We start from the raw sequence: 11,943 nt of genomic DNA, 5'->3' as shown, positions 1-11,943 counted from the left end.
TCTACCGGCAGATTGTTACCGGTAACAATAATGCAGATTGTAACAGTAACCGGGGAAAAGCGTGAGGGTATGGAAACAAAATGGCACAAAATCATTAACAACTGCGCAAGCTTCAGTCTGAACGCCTGGCGGATGAAACAGGAAGAAATAGCAGCAAAACGGCCATTGCCATTTTTTATGCTTATTTTTCTGCTTACAGGGCGTAATTCAAAATTTAAATTTTACTGCTAACTATTAGCATGGAAAATTATTTTACCGTGCAATGATTATCAGGAACGTAACATGAGTGAAGCCTGCGCCCCAGGGATGCCCGAACCGCAACACAAACCCTTTAATAACAATAAATTATCTGAACGCATCGATGCCCTTCCCGCTTCTGCCGGGCTGTGGCGCTTTATTGCCTTACTCTCGCTTGGCGGTTTTTTCGAACTCTACGATCTGTTCCAGACGGGCTATATCAGTTCAGGTTTAATCGCCGGAGGCATATTTCATGTTGGCGATCTCGGCGTATTTGGCATATCTGACCAGGCCGCATTTGCTTCCGTGACCTTCCTCGGGCTGTTTTTCGGGGCCAGTCTGCTGGCCCCTTACGCCGATCGCTTTGGCCGCCGCCTGACGTTTATGTTTGCCCTGGCGTGGTACGGCTGTTTTTCACTGCTGATGGCGTTTCAGAATCAGGCGGAGTGGATCATCTTCTGCCGCTTTCTGGTCGGCGTCGGGCTGGGCATTGAGCTGGTGACCATCGATACTTATCTTACAGAATGTGTCCCGACGCGCCTGCGCAGCAAAGCCTTTGCCTTCGCCTTCTTTGTACAGTTTTTATCGGTACCGGCGGTGGCGCTGATGTCCTGGTGGCTGGTGCCGCAGACCATTCTTGGCCTGACAGGCTGGCGCTGGGTGGTGATAGCCGGTGCGGTCTGCTCAATGGTTATCTGGCTGGTACGCAAGAACCTGCCGGAGTCTCCGCGCTGGCTGGCGCAGCAGGGGCGCCATCAGGAAGCGCATCAGGTGGTCAGCGCGGTGGAAATTCGCTGCGGCGCGGCGGACAGCGCCCCACATCCACAAGAGATTGAAACGGCAGAAATCAGCCAGCGTAAAGGCCGTTTTCGCGATATCTGGGCGCCGCAATACCGCCGGCGCACGCTGATGCTGGTGGTGATGAATATCTTCCAGGCGATTGGTTTCTTCGGCTTCGGCAACTGGCTGCCCGCGCTACTGTCCGGCAAAGGCGCGACCATCACCCACAGCCTGCTGTACGCATTCTTTATTACCCTTGCCTACCCGCTCGGCTCGCTGATTTGCAGCCGCTACGCCGATAAGATTGAGAACAAGTGGCAGATCGTTCTGTCGTCGCTGATGACGGTGGTGTTCGGCACGCTGTTTGCGCTGCAGAATAATCCGCTGATGCTGATCCTCTGCGGCTTCTGCATTACTTATTCAAATGCCTGGCTGACCTACAGCTATCACGCTTATCAGACCGAGGTGTTCCCGACCTATATTCGCGCCCGTGCGGTCGGCTTCTGCTACTCGTTCAGCCGCCTGTCGACGGTGTTTAGCAGTCTGATTATCGGCATGATTTTGCAGGCGGCGGGCACCCAGGGGGTGATCGCATTTATCGTGGTCAGCATGTTGATCGTGATGCTAACCATCGGCATTTTCGGGCCGAAAACGCGCGGGATAAATTTAGAGAATATTTAAACCGGTGGAGGCTGGCGGGGCGACCAGAACAGCGGTCGCCCCCTACGGATATTAAAACTCTTGCAAACGGCTCTCCGACGGCTGCGGGCGGCCAAAGTAGTAGCCCTGGAACAGGGTGCACCCTTCCGCTTTCAGCCGTTCGAACTGCTCGTTGCTCTCCACTCCTTCGGCGGTGATTTGAATATCCAGGCTGCGGCTCATGCCGGTAATCGCCCTGATAATCGCCAGCGCTTCCCGACTGTCATGCATATCATTGATAAACGACTTGTCTATCTTGATCTTATCGAACGGGAATGAGCGCAGGTAGCTGAGCGATGAATAGCCGGTGCCGAAATCATCCAGCGCAATATGCACGCCCAACGCCTTAAGCTTTTGCAGAATATGGATATTGACCAGCGTGTTATCCAGCAGCACCGATTCGGTGATCTCCACCTCCAGACGATGCGGGGCCAGCCCGGAATCTTTCAGCGCCGCTTCCACCACCGACACCAGGGCGCTGTTTTTAAACTGCAGCGGCGACAGATTGACCGCCACGCTCTGATCGCCGGGCCAGGTAGCGGCCTCGCGGCAGGCTTCATACAGCGCGTAAGCCCCCAGGCTGTGGATCAGGCCGGTCTCTTCGGCTATCGGAATAAAGTCCATCGGCATGATGGTGCCCTTTTCCGGGTGATGCCAGCGCATCAGCGCTTCATAGCCGATGATCTCCTGATGCAGGTTGTTGGTGATCGGCTGATAGTAAAGCTTGAGCTGGCGGCGGGTGAGCGCCTCGCGCAGGTCGCTCTCGATGACCCGACGCTTCTGCGCCATATCGCCCATGGCAGCGGTGAAGTGTTCAAAGCGGTTGCGCCCGTTGCGCTTGGCTTCATACAGCGCCATATCCGCGCAGCGCAGCAGCTGGTCCGGGGTGGTCATGCCGCTGTCGGCGATGGCAATACCGATGCTCAGCCCGATGGAGAGGTTGTGCCCGTCCACGTTAAACGGCGGACGAAGGGTTTCGATCAGGCGGCTGGCGACCACTTCCGCCTCCTGCTGATGCGACAGCCCCGGCAGCACGACAGAGAACTCATCGCCGCCGCTGCGCGCCAGCGTATCCTGGTCGCGCAGCACCGAGTGCAGACGCACCGCCACCGAACGCAGCAGCTCGTCGCCGACCTGATGGCCGAGCGCGTCGTTAACGTTTTTGAAGTTATCGAGATCCAGCCCCAGCGTGGCGGTCAGCCGGCGGGCATCGCGATCCTCGCGCAGCGCGGCGGTCAGGCGCTGGCTAAACAGCACGCGGTTCGGCAGGCTGGTGAGGTTATCGTGGTGCGCCATATGGTGGATGCGCGCATCCGCCGCACGCTGATCGGTGACGTCGTCGGCGATCAGCAGCACGTAGTTATGGCGTTCGTCGTTGCCGCGAATAATGGTGGCGGTGGTATTCAGAATACGCTCGCCGCCCGGCGTGTTCAGCAGACGTTCGTTGCGCTGCATCCCCTCCTTGCGCTGCGCCGCATCGGAGAGCTGCATAAAATATTCGCCCATTTCCGCCGTCATGCAGTCGGGCGCGCGCTTGCCGATAAAGTGGCGCTGCGTGCCGCCAAGCAGCTGCTGCGCCTTGCTGTTGATCAGCAGGATCTCGCGCGAGACCACATCCTCAACAATCACGCTGGACGGAATATTGGCGACGATAATGTCGAGGAATTTTGACAGCGAGGCCATTTTTTTACTGTTCTGCTCGGCCAGATCTTTCCCACGCAGGATCTGCTGTTCGTACTCGCGCACCTCGGTACAGTCGCGGGTGATCTTGGCGTAACCAATCAGCCTGCCGTCATCATCGCGAACCGCATCAATGACGACGTTGGCCCAAAACGCGCTGCCGTCTTTACGGTAGCGCCAGCCCTGCTCTTCAAAGCGCCCGGTTCGGTAAGCGGTGGCCAGATTCTTCTCCGGTACTTTGTCCAGCCGATCCTGAGTGCTGTAGAAACAGCGAAAGTTTTTCCCGACGATCTCATCAGGGCGGTATCCTTTGGCGCGCTGCGCGCCCGGATTCCAGTTAGCGACGTTACCTTCTGGCGTCAGCATATATATGGCGTAGTCAACCACGCTCTGTACCAGTAGACGGTACATGACATCAGAGTCTTCATTCATTATTATTTTCGCCTGGGCGCTGGCCGTCATTTTCCCCACAGTAGAAAATATGCGCAACGCTGCAATACGCCATTAACTGACGTAAAAATTACCGTCCCACGCGCTCTTTCGCCGCAGGTACCCTGTTTTGTGTGTGTTAAAACCACACGGGTATAAACCGAAAACATCAGCCAATTCAAGCAATTTCCGCTTCAGCACTGCGGTTCATTGATCGTTATCGGCTTTGTTTAAAAAACATTCAGCGCTAAAAAAAAATAAACTTGCCGCTGCGCTTATATTTATGTGGGAAATTTGTCTGTTGGCTTTTATAAAATAAATGAAATTGAGTTAAAAAAGGTATAAATAACTTATTCAAACGTTCAGGCTTCACCACTGAAATTAATAGATACAACCACAGTGAGATTACTCACAGTCAATCAGGGTATAACCATCCAACATTGACAGCGGAGTGCCTATGTTTAAATCCTTTTTCCCCAGGCCAGCGCTGTTCTTCAGCAGTGCGGCAATCTGGAGCCTGCTGGCGATACTGCTGTGGTTCGGCTATGCCGACAGCCTGTTCGCTCACCTGATGCATTTCTCCCCGGTTGCCGACGGGCCTTTACCGAATAACGTTTCACGCTTTATTGCCCCATCGATGCTCGCAATCTACAGCTACTACCTGCTGGTCACGCTGCTGTTTGCCGGTTTCTGGTTTATTGCCAGCCCGCACCCGTGGCAATACTGGTCAATACTCGGCAGCGCGCTGATTATCTTCATTACCTGGTTTTCGGTAGAACTGGGCGTGGCAATCAACAGCTGGTATGAGCCTTTTTTCGATCTCATTCAGCAGGCGATGGCGCATCCCAATACCGTTAAGGTGACCACCCTCTACGCGTTAACCAGAACGTTTCTCTACATCGCCCTGATTTACGTAACGATTAACACGATAAATCTGTTCTTTATCAGCCATTACGTGTTCCGCTGGCGCACGGCGATGAACAATTACTACATGCAGTACTGGCCGCGCCTGCGCCACATTGAGGGTGCCGCGCAGCGTGTGCAGGAGGACACGATGCGTTTTGCCTCCACGCTGGAGGATATGGGCGTCAGCTTTATTAACGCCATTATGACGCTGATTGCCTTCCTGCCGGTGCTGGTAACGCTGTCGGTGCATGTGAAAACCGTGCCAGTTCTGGGCAGCATCCCTTATGCATTGGTGATTGCCGCCGTGTTGTGGTCGCTGTTCGGCACCGGGCTACTGGCCATCGTCGGCATCAAACTGCCGGGGCTGTCGTTCCGCAATCAGCGGGTTGAGGCGGCCTATCGTAAAGAGCTGGTCTACGGCGAGGATGATGCATCGCGGGCGCAGCCGCCGACGGTGCGTGAACTGTTCCTTGGCGTGCGCAGGAACTATTTCCGCCTCTACTTCCACTATCTCTACTTCAATATCGTGCGTATTTTCTATCTGCAGGTGGACGCGGTATTTGGCATGCTGATGCTGTTCCCGTCGATTGTTACCGGTGCGATCACGCTTGGGCTGATGAGACAGATCACTAACGTATTCGATCAGGTACGTGGATCATTCCAGTACCTGATTAACTCATGGACCACGCTGGTGGAGCTGATGTCGATCTACAAACGTCTGCGTGGCTTTGAGCGCACGCTGGATGATCCCTTCGGGCTGACCGAAAAAGAGGGTCAGCCCCTACTGTAGGGGCCGATCTTCTGTTTCGATCGGCCCTTGCCGCAGCATTATCTTTGAGCGGCCAGCGCAGCGAAGACGCTCTCCACCGCGTAAGCCCCCGGATCTTTAACGTCCTTCAGGCTCTCCTGATTGAGGTAGGAGGAGCGCCCGGCGGCGGCGCTGAGCATCTGGCGGGTACTGTCCGCGCCCTGCTTTGCTGCGGCAGCAACAGCGGCCAGATTTTTGCCTGCCGCTAACGCGGCAAACGCCGGGTCGAGTGCGTCGATCATCGTGCGGTCGCCCACGCCCGCTCCACCGTAATGCTGCATGCGTTCAAGGCCAAAGGTCAGCGCCGCGGCCAGCGATTTACCCTGCTTCAACTGCTGCCCGGCAGCGGTAAACATAATCGACATCAGCACGCCGCTGGAGCCCCCCATCACGTTCGCCAGCTTTTCGCCCACCACCGTAAGCAGCGCATCCATCTGGTCGAGCGGCAGCTCCCCGTTCTGGCTGGCTTCCAGCACGCTGCGCGCTCCGGCAGAGAAGGTGGATCCGGTATCGCCATCACCTACTTTGGCATCCAGCTGGTTTAGTTCGCTCTCCAGTTCAATCAGCGTCTGGCACAGCGTGTGAAGCGTGGCGGCCACGGCCGCATTATTTGAAGGCGTAAAGCTCTGCTGCTGCGCGACGCGTTGCGCTTCCTGCTCTTTTGCCGGCTGGGGTTCAAACGCACGCACCCAGCCGCTGGTTTCTACCGGGGCTAACAGCGCGGCTTCCAGCTCATCATCAAGCTGCAGGGTGGAGAGTGAGAAGCCTTTCATATCCAGCGCGCTGACCAGCGTTGCCGGGCCAATCAGCAGCTTCACCTGTTTACCGAGAGCAGATTTCAGCGTTTCGCGCGTCAGGATAGCCATCTCCAGCGCGGAGAAACCGCCCAGATTATTCACCAGCAGCGCCAGCTTACCGCTGCCACTTTTGCTGGCTAAACGCTGCGTCAGCTCCGCCACGATCTCCGCGCTGTTTTGCGTTTTCAGCGTCGAGGCGCCCGGCTCGCCGTGGATCCCCATGCCCAGCTCGCTGCACCCCGGCTCGACGCGATGATCGTCACGATCCTCCCCCGGCACGTGGCAGGTGGTAAAGGCCAGCCCGATAGAGGCAGTCGCATCAATTGCTCGCTGCGCCAGCGCGCTGACGGCCTCCAACCCCTGCCCCTGCTCAGCGGCAAAGCCAGCGACCTTATGCACCAGCGCCGTTCCGGCAATTCCGCGCGGCTGCGGATTATCCGGCAGGGCGATATCATCACGCACCATCACCATCTCAACGCGATAGCCCAGCTGTTTGGCTTTTTCCGCCGCAAGGCCGAAGTTGAGACGGTCGCCGGTGTAGTTTTTGACGATCAGCAGGCAGCCCGCTTCGCCCGTGACGTTAATAATGGCGTGCAGCACCGCATCCACGCTGGGTGAAGCAAATACATCGCCGCAGACCGCCGCGGTTAGCATGCCTTTGCCAACAAAACCGATATGGGCCGGTTCATGGCCAGAGCCACCGCCGGAGATCAGGGCAACCCGCGACTTATCCCAGTCGCTGCGTACCACCACCCGCATCTGCGGCCCCAGCGCCAGCCGCGCCAGATTGTGGCTGGCCGCGCTTTGCAGCACTCCTTCAATCGCCTCATTGACCAGATCCTGCTTCTGATTCATAAAGAACTGACTCATTGTCTCTCCCTCTTGTGCATGAGTAATATCTGTTACCTGTACATCTAATAATTAATAGTCTGCTAACGTCCAGTTATAGCCTTTTATTCGTCGTTTGCACGCGTGATGAAAGCGAAAAATAACCTTCGCGATACTAAACTCAGAAAAACCCCACACTAAATAACACCAACCAATTGAATGTTATGAATTTTTTCTTTGTGGTAATATTTAAACACATATTAGTGGCTGCATGGCGTACTAAATGAAATTGCAGTATCAATCACATTTTGCTATTAATCTTCCTGCACTGATGAGAAAAGACGCTTATAACCTTCAGTGTCAGATCCACTGACATAATAAAGCACGCCTATATCTCCATTAAAGCAGCAAGGATATAATGAGATATTTCTATCAGCCTTGCTGGCAGTGATCATTTATCCGCAGATAACAGACCTATCACGCCACCACCAGGGCGTTACAAGGGGCAAACTTCATCGTTTGCTCTTTTTTTTATGTTTTTCGCCTGTCAGTTTTGCACCACAGGTTGTCAGTTATGCGCCAGCCAGCCGCCGCGCTGCGCGTCAGACTAACGGCTCACAACACAAGGAGCCAGACCATGCTGCAACACCCCGCTGACAAGTATCATCCCTTTCCTCCGTTACAGTTAACCGATCGCCAGTGGCCCGGACGCACGCTCAGCCAGGCACCGCGCTGGCTCTCCACCGACCTGCGTGATGGCAATCAGTCGCTGGCGGAACCGATGGATGCCGTGCGGAAAAAGCAGTTCTGGCAGCTGCTGCTGCAGTGTGGCTTTAAAGAGATTGAGGTGGCGTTTCCTTCGGCGTCGCAGACCGATTTTAACTTTGTGCGCGAGCTGATCGAGGAGCGCATGATCCCCGACGATGTCACCCTCCAGGTGCTGACTCAGGCGAGGGACGACCTGATCGACCGCACCTTCGTCGCGCTGAAGGGTGCGCACAGTGCCTGCGTTCATCTGTACAACGCTACCGCGCCGGTGTTTCGCCGCCTGGTGTTCCGCCAGAGCAAAGCGCAGATTATTGAACTGGCAGTGAATGCCACCCGCCTGATCCGCCAACGCTGCGAAGCGCAGCCAGAGACGCGCTGGACCTATGAATACTCACCGGAAACCTTCTGCTTTACCGAAGCGGAGTTTGCGCTGGAGATCTGCGAGGCGGTCGCCGCCGTGTGGCAGCCGTGTGCCGCGCGGCCAATGATTATCAACCTGCCCGCCACCGTGGAGGTCAGCACGCCGAATGTTTACGCCGACCAGATTGAATACTTCTGCCGCCACTTCTCGCAGCGTGAGCAGGTATGCATCAGCGTGCATCCGCATAACGATCGCGGCACCGGCATTGCCGCTGCCGAGCTGGCGCTGCTGGCCGGTGCGGATCGCGTCGAAGGCTGCCTGTTCGGCAACGGCGAGCGCACTGGCAATGTCGACCTGGTCACGATGGCGCTCAACTTCTATAGCCAGGGCATCCATCCGCAGCTCGATTTCAGTCAGATTAAGCAGGTGGTGGACGTCGTCGAGCTGTGCAATCAGCTGCCGGTGCATCCGCGCCATCCTTATGCCGGGGAGCTGGTATTTACCGCCTTCTCCGGATCGCACCAGGATGCGATTAAGAAAGGTTTCGCCGAACGCAAACAGCAGCAGGATAATCGCTGGGAAGTCCCTTATTTGCCGCTCGATCCGGCAGACATCGGCTGTAGCTATGAGGCCGTGATCCGCGTCAACAGCCAGTCCGGCAAGAGCGGGGCCGCGTGGATGATCGAGCAGAATCACGGTCTGAGCCTGCCGCGTGCGCTACAGCAGGACTTCAGCCAGCGGGTGCAGCAGGAAGCAGACCGCGAGAGTAAAGAGATGACCCAGGCGGCGCTCTGGCAGCTTTTCCGCCAGGAGTACGGCATTGATACGCCGCCGCTCCAGCTGGCGGAGTATCGCAGCGAAAGCGATAGCCAGGGCCAACTGCTGTTCAGCGCCAGCGTACGCCAGGGGGAAAAAATGCAGCAGATTAGCGGGCGTGGCAACGGCCTGTTGTCCGCGGCGGTTGACGCGCTGCGCCAGGCGTTTGACGTGCCGCTCTCAATCCAGGATTACCACGAGCACACCCTCGGCCAGCGTAGCGACAGCCGCTCCGCCACCTATCTGCTCTGCACTTTTCCCGATAACCGCAGCGCGTGGGGCGTGGGCATCGACAGCGACGTGTCGCGGGCCTCGCTGCAGGCGCTGCTGAATGCGCTGGCACAGGGTCAGCGGGCGGACGGGAAGTAGTCGCTGGGCGCCACGCCGAGAATGCGGCGGAACATGGCGCTGAAAGCGCTCTGGCTCTCATAACCCAGCTCGAGTGAGACCGCCAGCACCGACTCACCGAGCGCCAGCCGCGTCAGGGCCTCCATTACTCTGGCGCGCCGCACCCAGTCACTGAACTGCAGTCCGGTTTCCTGATAAAAGCGCCGCGCCAGAGTGCGGCTGCTGACGTTCATCCGCCGGGCGCTGCTCTCCAGCGTCCAGCTCTCCCCCGGCGCCGCACGTAATGCCTGGCACAGCGCAATCAGCGCGTTACTGCTCGGTTCCGGTAGGGTAAACGGCAGCTCGGCCATCACGCGGATCTCATCAAGGATCAGTTCATAAATCCGTTCGGCGCGGCTGGCAGGCGCATAGGCCTCCGGCAGCTCCAGCGCGCTAACTATCAGCTCACGCAGCAGCGGTGAAACCTGCACCACCTGGCAGGTGGCGGGCAGATCGGCGCGCGCCAGCGGGTCGACAAACAGCGTACGCGCCGCTACCTCTCCGGTGATTTGCAACGCATGAGGCACGCCAGCAGGCAGCCAGACGCCACGCCCCGGCGGCACAATCCAGTGCCCCTGCGGCGTCTCCACCTTCACCACGCCGCTCAGCGTATGCACCAGCTGCGCACAATTATGATGATGCAGCGGCTGGCAGTCGCCGTGGCGATAGTCGTGCGCATAGGGGATCAGCGGGCGGTGAGCAAAGGAAAAGTCGACGGTGGCTGACATAGGATCCTCACGCAGGGATGGAGGACCAGATTAACAAAATCACGGGTCGATCGGAAAAGATCATCTTCATCAAGACGGTGCCAGTCCTTGGCACGGGGCGACCGGAAAAAAGGGTCGCCCCCAACGCGAAAAGGCGCCCGGTGGGTTTAACGGAACACGCTGATCGCTTCGACCAGACGAGTGGCCTGGCGGGTCATGCGGCCGGAGGCCTGCGCGCCCTCCTCCACCTTCGCGGCGTTCTGGTGGGTAATGTTATCGAGATCTTCCACTGCCAGGCTAATCTCACCGATGGCCGTGGCCTGCTCGGCGGTGGCGGAGCTGATCTGGGCAATCAGCGCGGTGACGTTTTGCACCTGCGAGACAATACTTTCGATGGTTTTACCGGCCTCGTTAACGTGCAGCGTGCCGGACTTCACCTTCTCGGCGCTGGTTTCCACCAGCTGTTTTATCTCGCTGGCGGCCTTGGCGCTGCGCTGGGCGAGACTGCGCACTTCCCCGGCGACCACGGCAAAACCTTTACCCTGCTCACCGGCGCGCGCCGCTTCCACCGCCGCATTCAGCGCCAGGATATTGGTCTGGAAGGCGATGCCGTCGATCACGCTGGTAATATTGGCGATTTTCTTCGAGCTGTCGGTAATTTCCGCCATCATCGTCACCATATCCGCCATCGCTTCTCCACCCTGCACCGCCGCACTGCTGGTGCTGGCTGACAGGGTTTTCACTTCGGCGGCAGTTTCGGTGTTGCTCTTCACCGTCGCAGTCATCTCGTTCATGGTCGCTGCCGTCTGCTGCACGTTGGCCGCAGCCTGTTCCGTGCGGCGGCTCAGCTCGCTGTTGCTCTGGGCAATAGAATCGCTGGCGCTCAGCACGTTGATCGCCTGGCCGCTGACGTCATCCACCAGCCAGCGGAACATCAGCCCCAGCTGACCAATGGCGCGTAGCGTCGTGCCAACTTCATCCACGCGGTCCATCTGCTCCACTTTATGATCGGCCCCGGTCGCCACGCGCAGCGCCTGGCGGCAGACGCGCTCAATCGGCCGGGAGACCTGCATCTCCAGCCAGGCCGAAGCCAGCAGCAGCAGCAGCGCCATGCCGCCAGCAAACATCGCCAGCGCGGCCGGGCTCAGCCCCAGCCCCCAAACGCCAAGCGTTGACAGCGGCAGCAGGGCCAGCAGCGCCGAGCGAATACGCCAGCGCAGCGACAGGGTTTTGAAAATCGAGCGCCAGCGCATCATGCCGGTGCGGACAATCAGCCCTTTATGAAAACGCAGCCCTTTGGCTTTGCCCTCGCGGAAGTTCTGATACAGGCGTTCGGTGTCGCGCACCTCCTGCGGGGTTGGCCTGGTGCGCACCGACATATAGCCCTGTACCACGCCGTCGCGCACCACCGGAATGGCGTTGGCGCGCACCCAGTAGTGATCGCCGTTTTTGCGGCGGTTTTTTACCAGCGCGGTCCAGGGTTCGCCCTGCTTCAGGGTCGCCCACATATCGGCGAACGCTTCCGGCGGCATATCCGGGTGGCGCACCATATTGTGCGGCTGACCGTTAATCTCCTCCGGCGAGAAACCGCTGGCCTCAATAAACGCATCATTGGCATAGGTGATATGGCTGTGGGTGTCGGTGGTTGACATCAGGGTGGCGCGATCGTCAAACAGGTACTCTTGCTGTGTAACGGGCAAATTATTACGCATGGGTTAAATCCTTAAAGGGATCAACAAA

At 57.7% G+C, this 11,943-nt stretch carries 8 protein-coding genes; 4 read left to right on the top strand and 4 right to left on the bottom strand.

Annotation, left to right across the window (positions count from 1 at the left end; translation table 11 throughout):
- Positions 1-30: 30 nt before the first annotated feature.
- Both ACLI4M_RS11580 and ACLI4M_RS11575 read left to right on the top strand, forming a co-directional pair.
- A complete protein-coding gene (locus tag ACLI4M_RS11580; protein WP_048917523.1) occupies positions 31-231 on the top strand; it encodes a hypothetical protein in 201 nt (66 codons plus the stop codon).
- 75 nt (positions 232-306) lie between these two features.
- The gene (locus ACLI4M_RS11575) at positions 307-1,698 is read left to right on the top strand and encodes an MFS transporter (RefSeq protein WP_133625141.1); all 1,392 of its coding nucleotides are present in this window, start codon (positions 307-309) and stop codon (positions 1,696-1,698) included.
- Between the two features lie 51 nt (positions 1,699-1,749).
- Here ACLI4M_RS11575 and ACLI4M_RS11570 read toward each other — a convergent pair whose 3' ends face one another.
- Positions 1,750-3,828 carry a sensor domain-containing protein gene (locus ACLI4M_RS11570; protein WP_253538071.1) on the bottom strand — a complete coding sequence of 693 codons (2,079 nt, stop codon included), beginning with the start codon at positions 3,826-3,828 and terminating at the stop codon, positions 1,750-1,752.
- 454 nt (positions 3,829-4,282) lie between these two features.
- Here ACLI4M_RS11570 and sbmA point away from each other — a divergent pair, with 454 nt between their 5' ends.
- Entirely contained in the window at positions 4,283-5,521 is a 1,239-nt protein-coding gene (gene sbmA / locus ACLI4M_RS11565; RefSeq protein ID WP_133624955.1) for a peptide antibiotic transporter SbmA, read from the top strand.
- Between the two features lie 38 nt (positions 5,522-5,559).
- Here the strand turns inward: sbmA and ACLI4M_RS11560 are convergent, their stop codons facing one another.
- Positions 5,560-7,206, bottom strand: a complete 1,647-nt coding sequence (locus tag ACLI4M_RS11560) for a dihydroxyacetone kinase subunit DhaK (protein WP_133624956.1) — start codon at positions 7,204-7,206, stop codon at positions 5,560-5,562.
- A 595-nt stretch (positions 7,207-7,801) separates the two neighbouring features.
- Between ACLI4M_RS11560 and leuA the strand changes: the two genes are divergently transcribed.
- Complete coding sequence (gene leuA, locus ACLI4M_RS11555) at positions 7,802-9,478, top strand: 2-isopropylmalate synthase (RefSeq protein ID WP_133625142.1); 1,677 nt, start codon at positions 7,802-7,804, stop codon at positions 9,476-9,478.
- Here leuA and ACLI4M_RS11550 read toward each other — a convergent pair.
- The gene (locus ACLI4M_RS11550; RefSeq protein ID WP_133624957.1) at positions 9,457-10,224 is read right to left on the bottom strand and encodes an AraC family transcriptional regulator; all 768 of its coding nucleotides are present in this window, start codon (positions 10,222-10,224) and stop codon (positions 9,457-9,459) included. The two genes, leuA and ACLI4M_RS11550, sit on opposite strands and share 22 nt — an antisense overlap.
- A 146-nt stretch (positions 10,225-10,370) precedes the next feature.
- Complete coding sequence (locus ACLI4M_RS11545) at positions 10,371-11,915, bottom strand: methyl-accepting chemotaxis protein (protein WP_048917531.1); 1,545 nt, start codon at positions 11,913-11,915, stop codon at positions 10,371-10,373.
- Positions 11,916-11,943: the final 28 nt, after the last annotated feature.

The sequence above is a fragment of the Erwinia sp. LJJL01 genome (assembly GCF_047300805.2).
GTDB classification, from domain to species: Bacteria; Pseudomonadota; Gammaproteobacteria; order Enterobacterales; family Enterobacteriaceae; genus Erwinia; species Erwinia aphidicola.
This window is presented reverse-complemented; position numbering and strand designations above follow the sequence as displayed.

What these genes read in the sequence shown, in the direction of transcription:
- ACLI4M_RS11580 (WP_048917523.1), top strand. Translation starts at nt 31, where the DNA reads ATGCAGATTGTAACAGTAACCGGGGAAAAGCGTGAGGGTATGGAAACA.
- ACLI4M_RS11575 (WP_133625141.1), top strand. Translation starts at nt 307, where the DNA reads ATGCCCGAACCGCAACACAAACCCTTTAATAACAATAAATTATCTGAA.
- ACLI4M_RS11570 (WP_253538071.1), bottom strand. Translation starts at nt 3,828, where the DNA reads ATGAATGAAGACTCTGATGTCATGTACCGTCTACTGGTACAGAGCGTG.
- sbmA (WP_133624955.1), top strand. Translation starts at nt 4,283, where the DNA reads ATGTTTAAATCCTTTTTCCCCAGGCCAGCGCTGTTCTTCAGCAGTGCG.
- ACLI4M_RS11560 (WP_133624956.1), bottom strand. Translation starts at nt 7,206, where the DNA reads ATGAGTCAGTTCTTTATGAATCAGAAGCAGGATCTGGTCAATGAGGCG.
- leuA (WP_133625142.1), top strand. Translation starts at nt 7,802, where the DNA reads ATGCTGCAACACCCCGCTGACAAGTATCATCCCTTTCCTCCGTTACAG.
- ACLI4M_RS11550 (WP_133624957.1), bottom strand. Translation starts at nt 10,224, where the DNA reads ATGTCAGCCACCGTCGACTTTTCCTTTGCTCACCGCCCGCTGATCCCC.
- ACLI4M_RS11545 (WP_048917531.1), bottom strand. Translation starts at nt 11,915, where the DNA reads ATGCGTAATAATTTGCCCGTTACACAGCAAGAGTACCTGTTTGACGAT.